The sequence below is a fragment of the Priestia sp. FSL R5-0597 genome (genome assembly GCF_038006305.1).
Classification (GTDB): Bacteria; Bacillota; Bacilli; order Bacillales; family Bacillaceae_H; genus Priestia; species Priestia zanthoxyli.
On record NZ_JBBOUZ010000002.1, the window covers coordinates 56,303 to 78,746 of the forward strand.

A 22,444-nucleotide genomic window follows, 5' to 3' on the forward strand; every position below is an offset into this window, starting at 1 on the left:
GTAATAGAGGACTATAGTTACACATCGTATTGTTAAATGCCAATGTTTATATGAGTGTATTTATACCTTATGTAAGTTGAAGAACAGAAAAACTACTTTAACTAATTGTTTGATTAATTTTTTAAGGTAGTTTTTCTGCTTTACGCTCTTCAGTTTGAAACAGTGAGAATTACCAAATAGACGCTTCACAGCGTCTTTTCTAGTTCAAAGAATAAATGGTAGATGAACATAATATCTATACTTTTAGCTATTCTAATCTCTTTTCTATTAATTGATCTGTTGTTAAGAAAGTAAAAAAAGTGCTCGCAGTTTAAATAAAACTGCGAGCACTTTAGGAATTTAGAATGTTACTCTGCAAAAAAAAGAAAAAGTTAAAGTGTGATTTAGGTTATTTTCATAAGAAAATAGGTTAGCTATGCTAGTATATCATAATGAGATAAAGCTTGTAAGACAAATTGCAATGATTTTTATAGTTAAGTGTATATAAAATAACTTAAAAAGGGATAATTTACCTCTTTTATATATTCATACTCCGTAGTATAGTTAGGGAAATTTGATTTGAAGGATTGAAATGATTGAAAGAAAAAGAACTTAAAGATGTTACCCAACACATCAATGATCTCTTTACTAAGTTAATTAATGGAATGATTACGGAAGGCGAGTTCATAGAACTGTCTGATGAACTTTATAAAAAGCAAACAAGATTGAGATATACAATTGAATTAGAAAAAGGGTTATATCATAGGAAATATTATTAATAAATATAAAAAAGCGACCTTGCCTCTCATGCTGTTGACTGGGAGAAAGGTTGCTTTTTATTTATCAATCATTTCTCCAATTAGTCTTTTGTAATATATTGGTCGTTGATACAAATGCAGAATACATTTATTGTTAGATTAATGGAAAAATTAACATTAATGGTAAGAGGTGATGATGGATTGGATGGGTGGGTACAAGATACTTATAAAACAGAGGTTAATTACTGAAATAGAGGTTATGAGAGAGAGAATGATTGTTACAGCTTTAGAAGAAGGTATGGATAGTCATAATACGATTAGAATGAGTAAACTATTGGATCAACTGTTAAACGAATTAGATAAGTTGGATAAATAGACCTTAGCCTCTTACATAAAGTAAAAAGCAACCTCGGCATTGGCAAGCGAGGTTGCTTTTTTATAAGGGTTTGTTCATACGTATTCGAAGTATGAAGCATATATAGATTACCACGTTTCATAATGAGATACTATTTCTAATGTGTTTCTGCTTATAAATAAAAGTGTTCCTTTTAGCCCCCTTACTTTATAAGAGGGGTTTTTTTTCGTGTGTTCCAGAAAAAACATTATGTTACCTTCTGTTGTATATATTTCCTTACTTTTGAGGAAATTAAAGCATCTAATTTTAGGCTAACTAGTTTCTTCTATTTATATCGTTTTTGCTAAGAGACGGATTTAAGTTCTTCTGTTAAGCGAAAAAAAGCTTCTTTATCTTTATTTTTTAAGGACTGATCGATTTCTCCAAGAATTTTACTTTTTTTGAAGTTTTTCATCATTTGGTTTAGAAACAATTCAGCCAACATTTCATCACGTATATTATTCTCCACCGAACGTCAACCCCTTTATCTTTTTCTGTTTTGCCAACAGTATTCCCTTTCATACTCTTTTTAAGCAAGGTTAATAAAAGAAGCGAGACATATAGTTATATGTAATATACATGATTAAGGTCATATATTCCTTTGTTCCTAACAAAAAAATGTCACTATATAACGAGCAAAAGAGTAATCAGTGCTAAAATAGCCGGAAGTCCTTGTTTTATGATAATTGACTTGTTAGATGTAAAACCACCGTAAATGGCTGCTACTACCACACAAATTATGAAAAACAACTGAACCATATAGCCAACCGAATTGAATCCTAGTATGAGTCCCCAAACGAGTCCTGCGGCTAAAAATCCATTATATAACCCTTGATTTGCAAACATAATAGCTACATTTCGATCTCCTTCCAAGTGCTTAGGTAACTGGAATGCTCGCTTTGCTACCTTTGAACGTATAAAAAACATTTCAAGAATCATAATGAATAAATGTTCTAATGCTACAACTCCAACTAAAACTGCTGAAAATATTTCCATGTGTCATTTTCCCCATTGAAACTAGACTTTTGGTGGGCTCATGGTCTTGCATTATGGGCTGTACATGCACTAGGAAATATCTTCTTTTTCACCAGATATAACAATAAACCTTTGTCATCAAAAAATTTGTCTATATTAGAAATGGTCAAAAAAGAGACCCTATTGACATTCAGTTTTTCCTGAATTTAAAGTACGCATATCCACTTAGTGTGATAGCTACTATCACGATAGAACTAAGAGGAAATAGAATTGTATTAATAAAATGATCGTAAAACCAAGTATACAAAAAAGGCACCTCACATAATTTAAATTTATTTTTATCAATCCTAGCCTGTAATAAGTAGTTACGTTGTAAGCTTTTTATATCCAGAAGTTAATAAACAAATTTATTATGCTTTCTGATTCCTTCTATTTTTCAAGAGTGCAACAAGAAAAAGTAGCACAGGAATAATCGCTATGAAAGGAATTTGTATAAAAAACATCTCTATCCCTATGCCTTCATACAGATGCTCCTGAAAGTTACTAGAAATTGTAAGGGACATAAAAAGAACTATTATCCCAATAGGGTAAGAAAGCTGAGATGGTGATTTAATTTTAAATAAATTGGCTGTTCCTATCATAGCAGAATAGAATAATATACTAATTTTAGAGAAGCCACCGATGACTAAAGCAAGCATAAAAAATACATCAAGCCGTTCTAAAAAATCTGCCACCTGAATGCTTTGTACAGTACTAAGAAGTGGGAATTGTGAGCGTGCAGTTAAATCGACTCCTAATACACTAATATTAATAAGCATGGTAATAGTTAGATTAATACCACTCAATCCCGTTGCACATAACATGGTCGCTTTTGCCTTCTTAGGATTGTTTAAGTAAGGTAAAATCATGGAAAATACAATTGCTTCACCAAAAGGGAAATACAAAGTTTGAACAAGAACAACTTTTAGCACTGGAAAAATCCCCTTTTCAAGTACTGGTTGTAAGTTTTTAAAGTCAATTAAACCTGAACATACAATTAGGAAAAATCCTGTGACAGCAAGTACATACATAAATATGAAAAATACTTCTCCTGATCGAGCTACTACTTCAATTCCTTTCCGAACGGTATAAATGATAACTAGAATGAGTAAAGCATTTGCAATAAACAGAGGCGTATCGGAGTAAGAAAATGTTAACAACATCTCTCCAAGGTCTCGTAAAACCCTTGCCATATTATATATGAAATAGAACATATAAAGAAAGGCTAATACGCTTCCTATAGTTTTCCCTAAGATTTTTTGCATATATTCTGTAGGCAAAAGGCTTGGATAATAAGAGTATAGTTTGCAGTAAATTAGAAAAAGAATTAAACTACCCAACATTCCAAGTAAGATAGAAAGCCATGCATCCTGGTTTGCTTGTATTGCGACAGGTAGTAACAAAGAAGTTCCTAGTTCGAATAGAACCATTAAAATAAATAGCTGACTGGCACTAATCCTTGCTTTTTCCATCCAAGCGACCTCCTATTCTGGACTGAAATTGTTTTTAACACGCTTCCTCCTATTTTTAAAGAAAGCTACAATAAGAAGCAAAGGAGGAATAATTGTAAGGAGAGGGATATGTACAACAAACATTGCAATCTTTAATCCTTCATGATTATGTTCTTGCGCATTACTTGCAATGGCAATAGATAAAAAAAGAATGATTAGCCCAAAAGGATAAGATAAACTCGAAGGTGATTTAACCTTAAATAAATTAGCTGCCCCTGTTACAGCTGCATAAAACAATAAGCAGATCTTGAAGAAGATAGTAATAATTAAAGCTAACATAAAAAACACATCAAGACGCTCTAAAAAGTCTGCAACTTGGATGGTCTGGACCGTACTAAGAAGTGGAAACTGTGAGCGTGCAGTCAAATTAACTCCCAGTACACAAACATTAATGAGCATCGTGATAATGAGATTAACCCCACTTAATGCAGTAGCACAAAACATTGTGAGCCTAGCTTTTTTGGGGGTGTTTAAATACGGCAAAATCATTGTAATTACAATGATTTCGGAAAATGGAAAATACAAAGTCTGAGTCATCACTACTTTCAAAACAGGAAATAAGCCGGCCTCCAAAATAGGTTGTAAATTTTTAAAATCAATTAATCCTGAGGATATAATTAGGATAAATCCTGCAATAGCAAGAAAGTACATAAAAATAAAAAGCAACTCTCCTGACCGTGCAATAACCTCAATTCCTTTTCTAACAGTATAAATAATGACGAGGATTAATAAAGCATTCGCAATAAATAAAGGCGTATCTGGATAAGCAAAGGCCAACAACATCTCACCAAAATCACGTAGAACCCTTGAGGCATCGTACATGAAGTAAAGGATATAGACAAATGCCAAGGCGAATCCTAAGGGTTTCCCTAAAATCTTTTGTACGTATTCGGTAAACAAAAGATCAGGGTAATAGAGATACAGTCTATGATAGACTAACAATAGAACAAAGCTGAATATCATTCCTAGTAAAATGGCAAGCCAAGCGTCCTGTTTTGCATCAATTGCAAGAGGTACTAGTAAAGCGCTCCCTAATTCAAATAGGACCATTAAAATAAAGAGCTGAATGGCGCTAATTTTCGCTTTTTCCATTTAACTGGTACCTCCTTTTCTTTACTTTTGATTTTCTTTTACTCCAGAAAGGAAAGATTTATTTCGCAAGCCAGCTCGACGTATGTAAGCTTCTACTGTAATATCCACTTCTAACTTTGGAAAGTACACATCATTCCATTCTTGTTTAAATTTCTTAAATTGATTTGGCCTAGTACGATGAATTACCTCTCCAAATCCTAAGATATCTGTTCTGTTTTTTTTGGCACGTTCAATAGCCATCTTTAGATCTTTTTCGATTTTTTTTCCGATGGATTGTTCCATTTTTCTAATAACCTTTGGATTTTTAATATCAACAGGTACCTCCATATCACCAATATCTCCTTCAACACGTGTATGAACGGAAATATGAGGTTGGCCATTCTTGACTTGGGCAGAGATGCTTGTTTTTTGTCTTACAGTTTGATAAGCAATAGCTTCTTTTTTTCCTTTCCAATCAATATTAATATCAGTGCCTTGAATTTTATCAAGAATCCATACTGTCCCTATTGCTGGTTTTCCATATAACCAATCGACTAGTTTTCCCTCTTTTAATACTGCAATCCCGGAAGCGCGAAGTGTTGCTTCTGGTGCACTTTCCTGAAGATTATCTAGCTTTTGTGCTTGCTGAGGATTACCAACTAGACGAAATCCTGATACAACTGTTCCTCTTCCAGGGGATTCAAGACTCTTCATCACCTCTTGGAGTGATGTCTTTACATTCTCTCCCCATTTTCTTTGCGTAAATTCTAAGGTTTTTAGTATCTTATTTGCTGGAATCTTATCGACTGGTGTTAACGTCTTTATAAGATTAGCTGCAGATGAATGGTTGGCAATTACAAGTGTAGAAGTATTTCGAAATTCTGGATCTCGATCTAGACCATCAATTAATGTGTCAATGCCATCTTCTTTGGCTAACTTCTCTCCAACTACAACTAAGTTTGTATGAGCATAATACAATCGCCGAGAAATCCTTCCTGAAGCTCGTCTACTTGCTTCCACTAGATTGTCTCCTGAAGCCGAATAGATAGTAATGGGAGGGCTTTGTGCTCCTCCTCCTCCTTGCATACCACCAGCCACGTTTCCGGGGTTGATAATTTGGAGCGTTATGTGGTACCTTCCATCTTTTGTTTTATCGATACCCATAGCTGCGACAATAGCAAGGTCTGTTAATTCTTTTTTACTCCAGCAGCTTGTAAGTATTAAAGTCATTGTCATGATCGTTAAAAGAAAAATGCCTTTACGCTTCATCATTGTCACCCTCTTCAAAATCACGATTTACCATGCCACGAGATGCAGGAGGACGTGGTTGTTGATTTGCAGCTTCTCGGACTGTGTTGGTAGTCACTAATCGTGGTCTTTGTCTCAACGTCCACCATGGTAACCTTACAACAGTGTCACCGTTGTCTACCAGGGTAAAAGGGGCAAACGGGGACATGTAAGGAATTCCAAATGATCTTAGACTGCACAAATGGACAACCATCATTAAGAGACATAAAATAATGCCATAGAAACCAAATGTTGCTGCGCCAATCATAAACAAAAAACGAATTAAGCGAGCCGAGATGGCCATATTAAAAGAAGGTGTAGCAAAACTTGCAATGGCTGTAATGGATACGATAATAACCATTGCAGGTGAAACAATGCTTGCCTGAACAGCTGCTTGACCAATTACAAGGGCTCCGACAATAGAAACTGCTGAGCCGATAGCTTTAGGTAAACGTATCCCTGCCTCCCGTAAAATCTCAAAAGTTAATTCCATGAGTAAAGCTTCTATGAACGCAGGGAAGGGGACGGACTCTCTTTGTGCTGCAATTGCTACAATGAGCGTTGTAGGAACCATTTCTTGGTGAAAGGTTGTAACTGCGACATATGTAGCTGGTGCGATAAGCGAAATCATAAACATAAAAATACGTAAAAGCCGAATGGAAGTTGCAATGTCAAACCGCGCATAATAATCTTCAGCCGATTGGAAAAATTGTATAAATACAGCTGGTGCAATGAGTACAAATGGAGTTCCGTCCACGAATATAGCGATTCTTCCTTCTAACAAGTTCCCTGCTACAACGTCAGGTCTTTCTGTATTGTATACAGTTGGAAAAGGAGTAGCTGTTTGATCCTCTATTAGTTGTTCAATGTACCCTGATTCCAAAATACTATCAATATCGATTTTTTGTAATCGCTGACGAACTTCATTAACAACTTTATCGTTAGCAATGCCATGTATGTACATGAATGTTACATCCGTCTTTGTTACACGGCCGACTTTTAAAGACTCCATCCATAAATCCGGAGTCTTAATAATACGACGTACCATGGCTGTATTGGTGCCTAGAGCCTCTGTAAATGCTCCCTTGGGTCCTCGTACTACCATTTCGGTAGTGGATTCCGTAATAGAACGCTTCTCTCCACCTGCTGTGCTAGCACTTAATGCTTGATTTACTCCATCTACTAAGATAAGTGTATCTCCCGCCGTTAAAGAGCAAAATAGATCATCTGAATTAGTGATTGAAGTTATGTTTCCAACTGTCATTATATCTTCAGAAAGTAGGCCCATCGCATTGTACTGATTAATTTCTTCTTTATGATTATCTTTCATCATAGATTGAAGTATATATTCTTGAATTGCCTGATTGTTTACAATTCCTTCTATGTAAACAATCGCCGTATTAATATCAGCTTTGCCGCCTAATTTTATCTCACGAATAATGACATCTGAACTTTTTCCTGTTTTCTGTTTAATCATATTAAGGTTATTTGGTAATGAAACTTCTAGCTGTTCTTTTCCATGATTAGCAGTTTGATACTCTTCATCATGTGATTGTTTATTTTTTTGTTTGCGATTTTTAAAAAACGAAGGCATAAATTTGAGCACCCTTCTTTAAGTTTTTATTACTTTAACCATATAAGAGTTTTTTATGTAAAAATTAACAATGAATATGTACGTATCGTCGTAGAAGAAATAGTAGAACCTATTAAATGGAGCGTGATAGATATGAAAATTCTAGGTATTAGTGTTTTAATGATGGGATGCTTAATTGGCTTTTCTTTAGGGATTGATATTATTCAGGGATTTGATGTTTCTCAGGCGCTTTACAATGCCATCAGTCCTTTTAGAGTAATGGAATTAGCTGAATTATTCGTTCTATTTTTTCTTCTTTTTCTCTTTTTTGCTGAATCTTTATATCTTTTTATGAAGAAAAAGAACCAAAGCAAGTAATCATATATTAATTAATACTTCACTTCTAAAAGTCAAAAATGGAAATCAAATTAGGTTAATTCCGATTTTTTCTTTCAATAAATTCTTTTATTAGTCTAAATCTACGTAGAACAGTTCATTCTCTTTATTGATTAGTTGGTTTTTTATCCATTCCTTCACGTTGTTCATTCTAGAATCGAATGCCATTTGAAAGAGACCGGTTAACTGAAAATCAGTAAAATCCATTTTTTTTAATTGAAGAAAAGCATCCTCATATGAAGAGAAATGTAGTTGTTTGAATAAAAAATTATCCATAGCCCCTCGAATATATTCTTCATTTTTCCAACAATTCATAGGAACATGGGCAAATTGCCAAGGGCTAAAAACACCTGGATAAATAGTTTCAACTATTTGAAAAGGAGAATAGCCTAAAAGAGTAAAAGCGCCACCCAAACCATGCTGTTTAAAAAAATGGAAATTAACCTTGAAGGGTACTTCTTCCATGGGAAGTTTTAACTTCTCCTCTATTACATATTTTACTGCTTCAATAGCTCGTCTTTTTCCTTCTTCTCCATCCCAATATTTATCAGGAGCTTGTTGAAATTGCCATGGTTTAAATTTTCCAGGATAGGCATTATTAATAACTTCATAATAATTCCAACCGTATAGCATAGCAGGCGGCCTTAGACGATGAGACCATAATGTATTTGCGGTTACTTGAGAAGGGATTTCATCGATTGGGACTGTTAAGTGTTGCTCAAGCAAATAACATGTCATATAACGCATATATTTTTTCCCTTCATCCCCTACAAAGAAATAGTTCGGAAAACGTTTTCTTCTCTTGGTTAGAACATCTTGGTAAATTTTAATGACTTCTTCTTTATTCACTACTGAAAGCCCCTTTTGAGAGAGTTTATTTTTATTATTATGTATGATAATGGGAGTTATATACAGATGGGTTTAAAACTAGATAAGATACATATCATAAAGACAAGAAGAGCTTCTGAAAAAAAATCAGTAGCTCTTCTTTAAAATATATTGTCAACTCGCAATAATAGTTAAAAATCTTGTTCTTTCCACATCAGCCCAATTTCTTGTTCTCGTTGCAAAACCTTCTCCAGATAACGCTCGGTGGTCTTACGATCACTGTGACCCAGTTCTTTTTGAATTAAAAAGATATCTGCTCCCTGCTGCCTACTGTAGATGGCATAAAAGTGACGAAAATAATGAGGCGTAATTCTGTCAGTCCGTTCTTTTATAAAAGGTAACTCGGTTCGTTCAATAATACGGACAATATAATTACTTAAGTTTTTATATTGATAATAGTCTCCATCTTTAGTTGGAAATAATGGACTTTGATCACTTAAATTTAATGCTGTACTGACATGACGCCGTTCTCGAAAAACAAGAATGCGTTCATATAACGATGGATGAAGTAACTTATCAAATTTCTTTCCACCCTTCCCTACTCCTCTTAGTCGATAATGACCACTTAAACTGTCTAGATATACATCTCCCCACGAAGCTTTAGCTATTTCCTGTACACGTAATCCTGTCATCGCCAACATTGTTAACAATCCATAATTAATAGGATGATCTTTATAGTAATCTAGAAGCTGTTTGACTTCATGGTAATACAAATCTCGATTAGGAATTTCTTGTTCAGATAATGAGGTGCTTAAGATTTCTTTGTGTAATGGATGCTGTATATACTTCGTTTCATGTAACCATTTCATAAAACTTTTTAAAATCGTCATTTTCGCGTCTAAAGTTGCAGGTGAATAAGGTTTACCTCCCTTTCCTAGCAATGCCGTGCTTAAATACGTCTGGTAGTTTCGAATATGCCAAGCACGTAGGTTTTTAAAAATAGTTTCTTCTATATAACAGTCGACATCCTGGCGTAAAAACGACTGACTTTCTACCGCATACTGATAAAACTGCAATAAAATCCGTAAGTATTCGTTTTTTGTATTTTCTTTTCGTTCTCGATCCTTTCGGATATGCTTTCGTTGATGGACATAGTAGTACATCATTTCTTCATCCGTAAAATCACTAAACATATCTTCATTTTTTCGCTGGTGATGCTCATTTCTTTCTTCTAAGGCATCGTAGTATGTAGTGTCCAGCATTAGTGAAACGATTTTATTGAAATCGCCTTTTCTTTCCCTTACTTCTGCTCCTATATGTACTAATGAGAAATCTTGCATAAAACCTCTCCTTTTGAAAAATGTGTTTTCTTATTTATAGTTCTTACTTGTGTTAAGGTATTTTCTTCACTATGTAAGGGTTAAGTTTGTATTTATGTGTACCTATATGATAAAGAACCTTTAAAACGAAATAATAGTTCTAATAATAAGATTTAAACTACTAAGTATCTTCATTAAGTATCTAATATACTTATAATCAAGTATATATTTAAAGTTATTTATTATAGTTATTATTTATTAATTGTAACTTATTTAAAAGCAAAAGTATAAACTTACTTTCTGTAAATATAATTTACTATTTATATAGTTTGTAGAAAAACTGCGTATTTGTCGTCACTAACTGTAAATAGTAAAACATTAATAATAAATGAAGTAATTTAATATTTACTTAACAAACAATAAAACTTAAACAAGGTTATTTACTCTAAATATAGTGAAAGACAATATTTTTTTAAAAGGTATATGTATATGAATCTATAAATCTGGCCAGACTAATAATGTATTCCCCCTATTCCGATAAATTTGAAAACCCTTTGCCTATATGAGCAAAGGGTTCTTTTTTTATGTAAATATTTATCAAGGCGCAAACCCTTGAAAACTGACTGCAAGATAGATACCAAATGAAAGAGCACATAAGGAAACAAAATGTAATGTTAAAAAAGGGATTTTCTGTTTACCTTTGATAAAGAAAGAATAAATAAACCCGAGGATGTAAACGCTAGAATATAATTGACAGTTTTTGCTCAACGTAATTTTACACTTTTGCTTCAATAAGCTAGAACTCTAGTAAAATAATAGAAGGTGTTATTTTACTGGGGGGACAGCGTTTTGGAGGAGAAGCTAATGCTTTATTTAAATATTCAACAATTACATCAACGGAAGTTTAAAGTATCTCAAATTGCACAGGAGCTCAAAGTATCAAGACCAACCGTTTATAAATATTTAAAAATGACGTTTGAAGAGACAAAAGCATACATGGAACAGCTTCAAGGCAAAGGTAAGAAGTTGGATCCCTACAGGGATTGGATTATCGCTTGGCTTGAAGAATACCCTCATCTCAGTGCAGCACAAATCCACGATTGGCTCTTAGAGCGTTATCCCGATTTAGTTGTTGGCGAGAGTACAGTAAGAGCCTATGTGAAAGAGATGCGGGAGATTTATCAGATTGAGAAAAAAGTAATAATTCGGCAATATGAAGCAATCCCTGAACAACCTATGGGTAAGCAAATCCAGGTGGATTGGGGAGAAACAAAACAGAAGACAACTGAAAAGAATGAAATTAAACTATATTTCATCGCTTTTGTCTTAGCTCACTCTCGATACAAATATATGGAGTGGCAGGACCGGCCTTTTACAACAAATGATGCCATTCGATGTCATGAAAATGCATTTCAATTTTATGGAGGACGTACAGAAGAAATTGTGTATGATCAGGATCGTTTAATTACAGTAAGTGAAAATTCAGGTCAGCTACTTTTAACTTCTGAGTTTCAAAGCTATGTAAATGAGCGTAAGTTTAAAGTTCATTTATGTCGTAAGGCAGACCCAGAATCAAAAGGAATGATTGAGAACGTTGTAAAGTACATAAAGGGAAATTTCGCAGATAGCCGAGTATTTAGCAATATTGAGGATTGGAATAACCGTGCATTACAGTGGCTACATCGCACTGGAAATCAACATGTTCATCAGACAACGAAAAAAAGACCAGCTGAAGTGTTCCCCGTCGAAAAGCAACACTTACAGCCCGTCTCTTCACCACTCTCATATGAAAGCTTCATTACCCCAAGTATAACAAGGAATATTAGTAAGGACAATACAATACGGTTTAAATCAAACCGTTATTCCGTTCCTCTCGGAACGTATAGTGCAGCCTCCGATAATGAGGTTTTTATTGAAGTCACTTCGAGCCAACCGCCAACGTTGATTATCCGTAAACAGTTAGATGGAGAAGTAATTGCTGAACATAGCATTAGTAATGAAAAGGGAAAGCTTATTCAACATCTACATCATATCCGGGATCGCTCAAAAGGTATTGAAGAATTTAAGCAACAACTGGTTTCACATTTTGAAGATCAGAAACGTGCAACTTCTTATTTAAATGAAATTTGTTTAAGATACCCACGGTATCGGCGCGATCAGCTCATAATCATTCAACACACCATTGAGAAATATCCAATGTGGATTGAAGCCACCTTGACTAAATGCATTATAGATAAACTTTACAGCGCCAATGACTTTCGAGATATCGCAAACCACCAAAATGCATTACAAACTGAATGTACCCAAAAGGTTAAGCCTCCCTTTATAAAACATTCAGGTAAAGACAACATCATAGTAACAACTCGCTCCCTTACTGCTTACACAAGTATTTTAGGGGGTGACCCACAGTGAATAAGACTGTAAATGACTTGCAGGAACACTTTCGCCAATTAAGGTTATCTGAAACAGCTGAGGAGCTACCAAAGCTCCTACGTGAGGCTGAAAAATCTTCTTGGACGTATTTAGAATTTCTTGAATCTATTACGCGTTACGAACTTAGAAAACGCGAAGTAAAGAGTTTAGAAAGAAGAATGAAGTGGGCGCACTTCCCTTACGTGAAGTCATTAAGTGAATTTAAATTAGAAGAGCAAACAGCTTTAACGGGACGTCAATTGACCCAGCTCGCAGAGCTAAACTGGCTTGAGCAGCAGTATAATTTAATTTTATTGGGACCGCCAGGCGTTGGTAAAACATTTTTAGCGATTGGTTTGGGGGTTGAGTCTATTCACAGAGGTTTCAACGTCTATTTCGTAACTATGGGTGAGCTTATTCATCTTTTAAAAACGGAAGAGTTTCTAAACAAATCAAAAGTGCAGCTAAAGCGCTTAAGAGGCGCCGATCTGATTATCATTGATGATTTAATGTACATGGCAATGGATCAGCGAGAAGCAAATTTGTTTTTCCATTTAATTAATCATTTGTATGAACGAAGTTCTATCATTCTTACATCCAATAAAAGCCCTGAACAGTGGGGTGAACTAATGGGAGATCAAGGAATTACTACTGCAATTTTAGATCGTTTACTCCATCGTGTAGAAGTCATTCATATGGATGGAGATAGTTATCGAATGAAACATCGAAAAAGTGTATTTTCAGCAGAAGTGTAAAAAGCAAATAAGCAAAAAGTGTAAAATTCGACTTGACGTCTACAAATGGATTATAAAGATTATCCTAACTATATTAAGTATTACATTTCTAGCAAATTCTTACCATATTAATCGATTATCTAAAAATATAAACGGTGAAACAAAAATAAATTTATTTCCTTTACCTTTAAGTATAGAAGCAAAGCAAAACATGATTACACTAATTGCTAAGTCTTATCTTTGTATAGGGATAGGCGCAGTATTTATTACTCTAATCTATTTCTATGCTTCATCCAAAAAAGAAAAAACCAGCTAAATATAGTCTGCTATGTTAATTTTAGATCCTCCCCACACTGCGCGATATATTATGTATATTTGAATATTCATAATATATCGCATAGAAATTTTTATCATAATAAGTTCGTAAAAGTATACTTTTACAGACTATGAGTTCGCATAAAAAAATCATCATTCTCGACGTTCGTTTAAATTTGAAAGCAATTTCCGAACGTTCTTTAAGATACATGTAGTTTTCCGAACGTTTTTTCAGAATAAGAAGTAGAAAACACTTTAATTTTTAATAGTACCAACTACTAAAATTATTGATTCATAAACTGGGTGACCTTTACATTCATTCGTTAGATTGCTTTAGCTATGATAAAGAAAAAAGAAAGCTTAACTCTTAAGAGCCAAGCTTTCTTTTTTCTTATTTTATTAAAACCGACACAGTCTTAATTATTAATAAGATTTAGTCGTGTCTATAGTCGTAAGAACCTTTAATAATATCTATTTTCTTATTATTCATACTTACGATATTTTTATCTCTCCACACTATATGTGCAGACTTTGCTTCATCCCAGTAAATTACTCTTTTCTTTGAATTATTATTATTCTGGACTACGCCTTTTATTGTCCAGTTGGTAGTAGCCCCTCCACTTGACTTATAAGCTTTAACAGTATAATTACCATCTGTTGAAGTTGAACTAGAGACTAGTTCTCCACCTGGCAACCTGTTTAAATCATATTCAAGATAATAATAACCCCAGGCAAACAGGAATACTAATATTGCAATAAATGAAACTATAATTCTTCTGATTATCTTTTTCATAGTTAACCTTATTGTCATAAATCACCTTTATAATAAGCTTTACCTAAACAAATGTTTCTTAAATCACGTGAATTATCTCCATATGAACACTATTTTCCTTTAATATGCTATAACGAAGGCTGCAGCTTTCATCAAGATACATGTTGTTTTTATAAATACTTTCATGGTGAATCCTTTCTATATATACATAATTTAATTTATATGGATATACTACATTAAATAACAAGGCCTGTCTTCCTATTAAAGAGAAAAAATACTATGCTTTTCATTCTACATATGGAAATGAAGAAAAAAAGTAAATTAAGGCCTAAATAAAATGAAAAGGCGGTCCTTTAACTAATTAAGGACAGCCTTTCTACTTTTAAAAAGAGCGTAATAAACGAAGAGTCTTTCATAAAATGGATAAATTATTAATTTTTTCTAAAATTATGTTAAAATGTAAATATATTAACTTTAGAATTGAAGAAATAAGGAAGTGTAAAAATGAAGAAAGAGAAAATTTTTATTGTCGCATCTTTATCGACCATTATATTAGGCGGGGTAGCTTCTCTAGGCTATTCATCACCTAGTTATGCATCACAAGAGCAACAATCAAAATTTAATACGAGTAATGCTAAGTTGTTAAACGTTAACCATTTAAGTTCTAGCAGTAGGAAGGGGAATGAAAACTTAAAACAGTATAGTTCTAAGGAAATTGAATACGCAAGGGTTTGGTTACAACTTGGATCAAATCAACATATAGATGAATTAAATGTTCAACGTATTAAAGCAGGCACACCACTAAATCCAGATGATTACACCAGTGCTAAATATCCAGAAGATGTTATTCAATTAACCGGTTCTCGGTTGGTAGATGGGGTGGTGACTTACAGTGGCAACGGAAATGGAACCATTAATGTATACAATGTTCCTTTACGTTGGGATGGCATTTACCCTGCTGGAGAAAACTTTTATGCAGATATTATTAAAAATAAAAAGCTAGTGTCTGTTAAAATGGGTGATGATAAAAAAATTATAAAGTTAATAAAATTGCTGAATATTTATGATTAAGCTAACAGATTATATATTATGAATTAAATAATATATTAGTAGAAGCTAAAAAAGTATCAAAGGGTCAATCATATCGTGTTTACTCTGGATCTGAAAAATTAGGACAGCCTTTCTCATATAAAGACCATTTATCCTTACAAAATTAACAAAGCCTCCTTACCTACTTCGGTAAGGGGGCTTTGTTAATTTCCGATTGGACAGGCAAGCTTAATGCATTAGCTTAAACTACCCATTTTGAGAACTTCCTAACCTTTACTTCTGCTGACATTTCTTTATTTCTTTTCAATAAAAACTAATGCATTCTTCACATGAGTAAACGTTGTTAAGTCATTAAAAGTAACATACAAATCACCCATTTTCCTAGCTAACAAGGGCGTAATCCCGGTAATCATCACTTCAGTTCCTGTGAGACTAATTAAACGATTTAAGTTATAAATACACGAAACAGTATAGGTATCAATTTCTAGTAATCCAGAAAAATCAACAATAAAGTAGTCATCTTTTGATTCTTCAATATACGTCGGTACTTTTTCCATCAGCATATCATAACGTTGCTCATTTAACACACCTATAATCGGTAAAATTGAAACGCCATCCTTGACCGGAACAATAGGGGTAGACATCTGTGTCATCTGTTCATGATAATCGATAATGAGGTTTCCTTGTTTTACTTTTTCTGTTATATCCTTTTGGACACCTACAAAATATAATTTATCTTCCATCCATAAAGGGTCAATATATAATTCATTCCAAAAAGGACGCCCGTCTTTCGTATAATTTAAAATTTGAACGGTGATAGCTGAACGTGCAGCAATTGCTTGTCTCATTTCTTTAATCGTAGTAGGATTCGTTTGTTTACCTTGTAAAAACCGACAGTTATTTCCTAGAACTTCTTCTCGCTCGTATCCCGTTAAGTCTAAGAATCCCTTATTAGTATAGATAATGGGGTTATCGGGCAAAGATGGATCGGTTATAATCAGACCAGCACGTGTATAATCAAGGGCTTTCTGAATAAATTGTGGTTCATTTATATGATCCCTATATAACACCGACACATTCACTCCTATATTTTCTTTATTTATGATGTAAAGTATAGCAGTAAACAAATAATATACCATTTTAAGTGTACACACACCTAATTTTGGAGCTCCTAGTTTACAGGAAGACATTTGCAAGATAATCGTCACCTATTATGAGGGCGTGTAAAATCTACCTTGTACTACACCCGTTACTCCTACTCCCTTTTTAAGGTTTTTATCTTACAAACAAAAAGTAATGGCCAAATAAAAAAGGAAGAATGAATATGTCATTCCTCCTTTACTAGATGAATCATATAGCTTTAACTTTCAACATGTAAGTATAATTACTCTTTGACCATCTTCACAAGCATATGAGATAGGTTATGTTGCTCCTCATCATTTCCAACTTTCCACAGCTCATGTAGTAAATATTGCTCTTCGTTTTGTGGTTCTTCATGTGTGGCTAAATAATCAGCTATTTTTTTAGCTGCTAGAGCCAGTTGTTCGTCATTCAATCCCAATTTTTCACCTTTTGTTACTTTATCTCCTAAGTATGTTTTAAATTCGTTAAAGCTAGAAAGAATATGGTCTTTCTTTTCTTGACTCATCTCATTTAATTTATTTTCCACTTTATTTTCAACAGTCCCCGTATTGTTATTCATCTTTGTATGCTCCTTCCAATTAAATAATATTGTTCTTATAAGGTAAATCCCCCAATAGCAAGTGTGTAAACATTTAATGCCATTTGAATGTGCTCTAGCAAAATTTATTGCTTTTAATCTCGCGATACTTATTACTCTCGTATGCATTTGCAGTAAAAATAGACTAAATGAAAAGGTGTCCTCATATATTGTGAAAAGACAGGCTATAGAGCTGAGGTGATAAAATGACACTATTAATTATTCATCTGGTGGTATTAGGAATCAGTCTTGCGGCACCTATAGGGCCGATTAAAATTGAGATGATTAAACGAGGGATCGTGGGTGGATTCTGGGCATCCTGGCTTATTGGTTTAGGAGGCGTTACAGGAGATTTACTTTTTCTCGTTGTCATCTATTTAGGTGCTGAGCATTTATTTGAACATCAGTTTATAGTTGTATCTACATATATGTTAGGCGGGTTTTTTCTTATTAAGTTGGGACTAAGTAGTTTATCTAGGAAGACTTCCTTAAAGAAAGATGATATGAAAACAACACTGTCTTCATGGCATCGAACATTTTGTATTGGCTTTTTGATGGCTTTATTAAACCCTTTAAACATTGTATTTTGGTTTGGGGTGTACGGAGCTACCTTGCAAGAACTGACACAGAAAGTGTCCTCTTCTCTTTCTTTTCTCTACAGTTTATTTATTCTAGTAGGGATTATCCTTTGGAATCTAAATGTTGCTTTTACTGTCCACTTTGGCCGCGATCTTCTTACTGATAAATTCTTACGAATTATTTCAGTTGTAGCTGGGCTTGTCTTAATTTTATATGGAGTGCGTTTTATTTTTCACTTCTTTAAACTAATTTTTCATTTTGCCTAATTCAAAGATACTCATCTATATCGTAAAGGAGAAAATTGAGAGGTGACCAAAAACTGTTTATTTTTGCTGTTACATTACTAGTAACACTTGTCCTTCTAACTTTATTATGCGTGTTTATTTCTAAGAAGTTACGAAAGAGACTAACACGTAGAAGTAAGCAATGGTGGCTCATTATACACGTTCTATCTGTAATTATTTATTTTGGCGGCATTTTTGGACAACTCTTAGTAACAAGTTCAATGACTTTCTTTTCTGATCAATCGCAGATATACGTGGGAATACTATTTATTAGTTATTTTGACCATTATCTAACGATACCTGGCGCATTAGCCTCTTTATTCACAGGGATATGGTTAGCTCTGCGTACTCACTGGGGAGGCCTAACAAAATATTATTGGGTTCTGACAAAATGGATAGGTAACATGCTTGCAATTCTCCTGGGGTCATCAATTACGGGTAATGTCGTATATAATTTATTCCCCAAAATTCTTTCTAGTGATTTACATCCTTTCCAAAACCCTCTTTATTTTCAGAGTCGAAGAATGCTATTTTGGGGTATTTCAATAAGCTTTATCCTTCTGGCTTTTTTAGTCATTATTTCTTATATAAAACCTTGGGGCAAGAGAAAGGTTAACTGAGTTTTTTTTAGCGTACATACCTGGGGGTACAAAGTGTACTATAGGAAGAAGAAATCTAGTCATGATATACTATTGGTAATAACCATAAATACGACGGAGGGCATTATGACAAAACGATTAGATTTACGTGTTGACTTTGCATTTAAATCATTATTTGGCACCCATGGAAATGAATCCATTCTAGCTGCCTTTTTAAATGCTGCGCTTCGTTTTCCAGACGAAAAGAAGATTCAAACGGTTCAGCTGTTAGATCCGCATTTTAATAAAGAAAACCAAGAAGATAAACGTTCCATTCTGGACGTACACGCACAATTAGAAGATGGAAGCCGCGTTAATATTGAGATTCAGCTTAATAACAAACATGACATGGAAAAGCGAACCCTCTATTATTGGTCCAAGATGTATAGCAGCCAAATGAAAGAAGGTATGGACTACGGAGAGCTTTGTAAAACCATCACCATCAATATTGTAAATTTCCGTTATTTATCTCATATTAATCATTATCATTCCACCTTCCAGTTATACGAACGTGAACAAAAATTACTCTTAACGGATATGATAGAAATTCATTTTATGGAACTACCTAAGTTATTGATTAAATGGCGTAACAGAGAGGTAGATCCACGAGAAGATCAACTTGTACGATGGTTATTATTGCTTGAAGCATCGGAAGATGAAGAAATCACTCAAGTATTGGAGGAGATTGCAATGCAAGAAGATCACGTGCTAAAAAAAGCGATAGATGAGTGGGAACGCGTAAGCCAAGATCCAGAAGTATTATTAGCTTATGAAGCCCGAAGAAAAGCATTATTAGATGAGAAATCAGCTTTGAAAAGAGCTGAAAGGAAAGGAAAAGAAGAAGCTATAAAGTTAATGGCCATTGGAATGATTCAAGAAGGTATATCGAGTAAAATAATCAGTAAATTGACAGGTCTTTCTGTAGAAGAAATCGAAAATCTTCGTCATCAATAAATAGAAAAAAGAGCCGTACTTAAAAGGTACGGCTCTTTTTTCGAACATGGCAAATATTGATTTTCATGACAAGGAAATGAAACATCTAATACCACTTTTTACAGTGTCATTTGTTTTTAAAAAATAGTATAGGAAGCACGTAAGAAAATAATACATCCATTATTTACTATGTATGTACTTCTTTTAAGATAGGAACTTTAAAAGAAACAAGGAGGTGACACAACATGGCAAACAACAAAAGCAGCAACAACAACGAGTTATTAGTATATGGTGCTGAACAAGCAATCGATCAAATGAAGTATGAAATTGCGAGCGAATTTGGTGTAAACCTTGGTGCTGACACAACTGCACGTGCAAACGGATCAGTAGGTGGCGAAATCACTAAGCGTCTGGTACAAATGGCTGAGCAACAACTTGGCGGCGGACGTTTCTAATAAAACTTTATAATAATGGCTGAAGGAAGAATGAACTTCATTCTTCCTTTTTTCCGTTATAAGATCCGCCTATTTATCGTATTTCAACACATCTAGAATGCTACTTATGTAAAATTAAAAAGCGATTCTCACTTTTTAGTTGGCTCCCCAGACATCTTGAGCAATTTTAATTATGTGACTAATTTTATTCCACTGTTCCTCTTCTGTTAATACATTTCCTTCTTCTGTACTTGCAAAGCCACATTGCGGACTCAATGACAAGTTAGCTAGAGGAACATACTGACTTGCTTCTTGGATTCTTTGCCTAATAACCTCAGTATCTTCTAGTGTAGGAAATTTAGATGTTACTAACCCTAATACAACAGTTTGATTGTTACCTGTAAAGCTTTTTAATGGTTCAAAATCTCCTGAACGGTTGTCATCATATTCAAGAAAAAGCCCATCTACATGTAAGTTAGCAAAGATTGCATCGGATATAGTATCATAGCCACCACTTGTGATATAAGTAGATCTAAAGTTTCCACGGCAAATATGCATAGTAATGAGCATATCTTCAGGCTTTTTAGAAATAGCATCATTTAAACAACTTACTCTAGTATTGATAATGTCTTTTACATCCATACCCAGCTTCTCAACAACCGCATTGATGCGTTCTTCAGAAACAAAATCAATCCACGAAGTATCGTCTAATTGTAGATAACGGCAGCCTGCGTCGTAAAAGACTTGAATCGCTTTCTGATAAGCAGCCACAGTATCATGATAAAATTGATCTCTGTTTCCATTGTAATATGTATCTTCTTGAATTCGAGTAAATAACATGTTTGGGCTTGGAAGTGAGAATTTAGCGACTTGGCTTCCATCACCATGGCGTTCGACAGCTTCTTTTAAAAACGTGAAATGTTCTACCATATAATGATGATTGAAGTCTACTTTACCTACTACCTTAATCGCGTTATTTTTGGTTTTTGCACCCTTGAATTGGCTGATATATTCTGTCTCAAACTGCTCTACACCTTCTAAGCCTGATAAGAAGTCCAAATGCCACCAAGAACGTCTAAATTCACCGTCCGTGATAGATTTAAGACCTACTTCAATTTGCTTCTGGACAAGCTTTTCAATTTCTTTATCCTCTACAGATTTTAGATCGGCTTTATTAATTGTACCATTTGCATACGCTTTTCTTGCTTCTTTAAGGGGAGTTGTGCGTAAAAAGCTGCCTACGTGATCAGCTTTAAATGGAGCCTTCACTAGTGTCTTTGTCATGAGTTTGTCTCCTTCTTTCTTTTTAAAATAAAAAACCTCTTCTTAAAAATAAGAAGAGGTTAATAATCATTATGGGTTCTCTTCTTATCTTCAAGCAAATTGCTACTGGAATTGGCACAGTACTTTAACAGTCTGTTGCCGAGGCTTCCTAGGGCCAGTCCCTCCACCTCTCGAGATAAGAATATTCAATTTATTTAACTAGAAGAAATATTACACTTGTTTTCTTAGCTTGTCAACAAAAAATTGGAAAATCAGAAATAGTACATCTCTTATCTCATTACCCACTACAGTAAGGGTTCTTCTTTGTTTTTGGTTTGGACAGGAAAGCTTATCGCAATAGCTACATAGTATTTAAAGAATTTTGGCTCCATTACCTAATTGTTATTTATCTTCACTAATTGTACTAAAAAAATACCTGACTCCATTATACCTAGCCTCTTCATTGCACTTTGCAAGGAGCGCTATTCCTCACTTCTAATTTCTCTCTTTGATTCATTTCTTAGAGCGAATACGCTAAACCAATCTTTCATATAGTCACATCTTCTTGCAAATACGAAAAGAGCAACCATCATATACTGGCTGCTCTCTCCTAGCAAAAATGCACTCACATCAATGTGAATGTGAACGTATTCATATTACAGCACTTCATTGATAAAAAAAGAAATAATTTCTATTTGCCTTTATACATAGTTAATCGTTCTTTTGCTAAATTAATTAATTCCTTTAACTCTTCAACAGATTGCTTGTTATTACAATCGTTTAATAAATCTATTGTATCTTGCAAAAATTGCTCTCTTCTTTTTACCCTTTTATATTCAGCCCTATATTCTTCTGCCATCCTTGCTGTTCGAGTAGACCCCTGACGAGGAGTGGGAACTTTTTCAAAATCTGAGGTGCGAGATTTTTTATCTTTTTCATCAAGCATAGCGTTTTCTAGATTCCTATTCCTCAATCCTGATTGACCCAAAATACTCCTTGCAGCTCGTTCTCTTCCAATGGCCATTATCATTTCCCCTCTCTGGGATTGAGATTTGAGATAAACCATCTTGTACAGATTCAATAACAATAAAATAAACCCTTCTTTTGATAAGTTAAATTACTAATTTCAATTGATGCTTAGTTACTAGCTATTCCGTCTTTATTTCTATCCAATAATAAG

Annotated in this window: 22 protein-coding genes and 1 riboswitch; of the genes, 9 read left to right on the forward strand and 13 right to left on the reverse strand. The window is 34.1% G+C overall.

All coding sequences use genetic code 11. From position 1 onward, the window contains the following. Nucleotides 1-575: 575 nt before the first annotated feature. Complete coding sequence (locus MKX72_RS26995; RefSeq protein WP_098113480.1) at nucleotides 576-758, forward strand: hypothetical protein; 183 nt, start codon at nucleotides 576-578, stop codon at nucleotides 756-758. A gap of 175 nt (nucleotides 759-933) precedes the next feature. Then, complete coding sequence (locus MKX72_RS27000) at nucleotides 934-1,113, forward strand: aspartyl-phosphate phosphatase Spo0E family protein (protein ID WP_202188196.1); 180 nt, start codon at nucleotides 934-936, stop codon at nucleotides 1,111-1,113. A 322-nt stretch (nucleotides 1,114-1,435) separates the two neighbouring features. Here MKX72_RS27000 and MKX72_RS27005 read toward each other — a convergent pair whose 3' ends face one another. The 6 genes from MKX72_RS27005 to MKX72_RS27030 all read right to left on the reverse strand — a co-directional run bounded on the left by MKX72_RS27005 (nucleotide 1,436) and on the right by MKX72_RS27030 (nucleotide 7,608). After that, entirely contained in the window at nucleotides 1,436-1,600 is a 165-nt protein-coding gene (locus MKX72_RS27005; protein WP_306460857.1) for an IDEAL domain-containing protein, read from the reverse strand. A gap of 155 nt (nucleotides 1,601-1,755) precedes the next feature. After that, a complete protein-coding gene (locus MKX72_RS27010; RefSeq protein ID WP_098113481.1) occupies nucleotides 1,756-2,127 on the reverse strand; it encodes a DUF1304 domain-containing protein in 372 nt (123 codons plus the stop codon). Nucleotides 2,128-2,516: 389 nt separating this feature from the next. Then, nucleotides 2,517-3,617: a GerAB/ArcD/ProY family transporter gene (locus MKX72_RS27015; protein WP_098113482.1), complete on the reverse strand. Its 1,101-nt coding sequence runs from the start codon at nucleotides 3,615-3,617 to the stop codon at nucleotides 2,517-2,519. Nucleotides 3,618-3,629: 12 nt separating this feature from the next. Continuing rightward, nucleotides 3,630-4,748, reverse strand: a complete 1,119-nt coding sequence (locus MKX72_RS27020) for a GerAB/ArcD/ProY family transporter (protein WP_154974537.1) — start codon at nucleotides 4,746-4,748, stop codon at nucleotides 3,630-3,632. 21 nt (nucleotides 4,749-4,769) lie between these two features. Beyond that, complete coding sequence (locus MKX72_RS27025; protein ID WP_155008829.1) at nucleotides 4,770-5,996, reverse strand: Ger(x)C family spore germination protein; 1,227 nt, start codon at nucleotides 5,994-5,996, stop codon at nucleotides 4,770-4,772. After that, nucleotides 5,986-7,608, reverse strand: coding sequence for a spore germination protein (locus MKX72_RS27030; RefSeq protein ID WP_154974539.1), 1,623 nt, complete (start codon nucleotides 7,606-7,608; stop codon nucleotides 5,986-5,988). The genes MKX72_RS27025 and MKX72_RS27030 overlap by 11 nt, the downstream gene beginning before the upstream one ends. 132 nt (nucleotides 7,609-7,740) lie before the next feature. Here MKX72_RS27030 and MKX72_RS27035 point away from each other — a divergent pair, with 132 nt between their 5' ends. Next, entirely contained in the window at nucleotides 7,741-7,965 is a 225-nt protein-coding gene (locus MKX72_RS27035) for a hypothetical protein (RefSeq protein ID WP_154974542.1), read from the forward strand. A 90-nt stretch (nucleotides 7,966-8,055) separates the two neighbouring features. On the opposite strand, the gene MKX72_RS27040 is transcribed toward MKX72_RS27035, so the two are convergent. Beyond that, a complete protein-coding gene (locus MKX72_RS27040) occupies nucleotides 8,056-8,832 on the reverse strand; it encodes a hypothetical protein (protein ID WP_154974544.1) in 777 nt (258 codons plus the stop codon). 170 nt (nucleotides 8,833-9,002) lie between these two features. Then, nucleotides 9,003-10,151, reverse strand: coding sequence for a tyrosine-type recombinase/integrase (locus tag MKX72_RS27045; RefSeq protein ID WP_154974547.1), 1,149 nt, complete (start codon nucleotides 10,149-10,151; stop codon nucleotides 9,003-9,005). An 843-nt stretch (nucleotides 10,152-10,994) separates the two neighbouring features. Here MKX72_RS27045 and istA point away from each other — a divergent pair. Together istA and istB are read left to right on the forward strand one after the other, a co-directional pair. After that, entirely contained in the window at nucleotides 10,995-12,542 is a 1,548-nt protein-coding gene (gene istA / locus MKX72_RS27050; RefSeq protein WP_155008857.1) for an IS21 family transposase, read from the forward strand. After that, a complete protein-coding gene (gene istB / locus MKX72_RS27055) occupies nucleotides 12,539-13,297 on the forward strand; it encodes an IS21-like element helper ATPase IstB (RefSeq protein ID WP_063247688.1) in 759 nt (252 codons plus the stop codon). The genes istA and istB overlap by 4 nt, the downstream gene beginning before the upstream one ends. A gap of 727 nt (nucleotides 13,298-14,024) precedes the next feature. Here the strand turns inward: istB and MKX72_RS27060 are convergent. After that, complete coding sequence (locus MKX72_RS27060) at nucleotides 14,025-14,402, reverse strand: DUF5412 family protein (protein ID WP_186808562.1); 378 nt, start codon at nucleotides 14,400-14,402, stop codon at nucleotides 14,025-14,027. A gap of 465 nt (nucleotides 14,403-14,867) precedes the next feature. Between MKX72_RS27060 and MKX72_RS27065 the strand changes: the two genes are divergently transcribed. Then, a complete protein-coding gene (locus tag MKX72_RS27065) occupies nucleotides 14,868-15,434 on the forward strand; it encodes a hypothetical protein (protein ID WP_048022158.1) in 567 nt (188 codons plus the stop codon). A gap of 272 nt (nucleotides 15,435-15,706) precedes the next feature. Here MKX72_RS27065 and MKX72_RS27070 read toward each other — a convergent pair whose 3' ends face one another. Next, nucleotides 15,707-16,483 carry a PAS domain-containing protein gene (locus MKX72_RS27070; protein ID WP_230683525.1) on the reverse strand — a complete coding sequence of 259 codons (777 nt, stop codon included), beginning with the start codon at nucleotides 16,481-16,483 and terminating at the stop codon, nucleotides 15,707-15,709. A 314-nt stretch (nucleotides 16,484-16,797) separates the two neighbouring features. Next, a complete protein-coding gene (locus MKX72_RS27075) occupies nucleotides 16,798-17,115 on the reverse strand; it encodes a DUF3243 domain-containing protein (protein WP_155008831.1) in 318 nt (105 codons plus the stop codon). 224 nt (nucleotides 17,116-17,339) lie between these two features. Between MKX72_RS27075 and MKX72_RS27080 the strand changes: the two genes are divergently transcribed. The 3 genes from MKX72_RS27080 to MKX72_RS27090 all read left to right on the forward strand — a co-directional run bounded on the left by MKX72_RS27080 (nucleotide 17,340) and on the right by MKX72_RS27090 (nucleotide 20,022). Then, nucleotides 17,340-17,978 carry a LysE family transporter gene (locus MKX72_RS27080; protein ID WP_048022164.1) on the forward strand — a complete coding sequence of 213 codons (639 nt, stop codon included), beginning with the start codon at nucleotides 17,340-17,342 and terminating at the stop codon, nucleotides 17,976-17,978. 743 nt (nucleotides 17,979-18,721) lie between these two features. Then, the gene (locus tag MKX72_RS27085) at nucleotides 18,722-19,588 is read left to right on the forward strand and encodes an Rpn family recombination-promoting nuclease/putative transposase (RefSeq protein ID WP_154974574.1); all 867 of its coding nucleotides are present in this window, start codon (nucleotides 18,722-18,724) and stop codon (nucleotides 19,586-19,588) included. A 224-nt stretch (nucleotides 19,589-19,812) separates the two neighbouring features. Further along, nucleotides 19,813-20,022 (forward strand): alpha/beta-type small acid-soluble spore protein, encoded by a 210-nt coding sequence (locus MKX72_RS27090; protein ID WP_013084404.1) that lies wholly within the window; start codon nucleotides 19,813-19,815, stop codon nucleotides 20,020-20,022. 135 nt (nucleotides 20,023-20,157) lie between these two features. Here MKX72_RS27090 and MKX72_RS27095 read toward each other — a convergent pair whose 3' ends face one another. Further along, a complete protein-coding gene (locus MKX72_RS27095) occupies nucleotides 20,158-21,285 on the reverse strand; it encodes a 5-methyltetrahydropteroyltriglutamate--homocysteine S-methyltransferase (RefSeq protein WP_154974577.1) in 1,128 nt (375 codons plus the stop codon). Between the two features lie 81 nt (nucleotides 21,286-21,366). Further along, nucleotides 21,367-21,467: riboswitch (SAM riboswitch) on the reverse strand. A gap of 488 nt (nucleotides 21,468-21,955) precedes the next feature. Next, on the reverse strand, nucleotides 21,956-22,288 hold the full coding sequence (locus MKX72_RS27100; RefSeq protein ID WP_154992489.1) for a hypothetical protein: 333 nt from the start codon (nucleotides 22,286-22,288) through the stop codon (nucleotides 21,956-21,958). Between the last annotated feature and the right edge of the window lie 156 nt (nucleotides 22,289-22,444).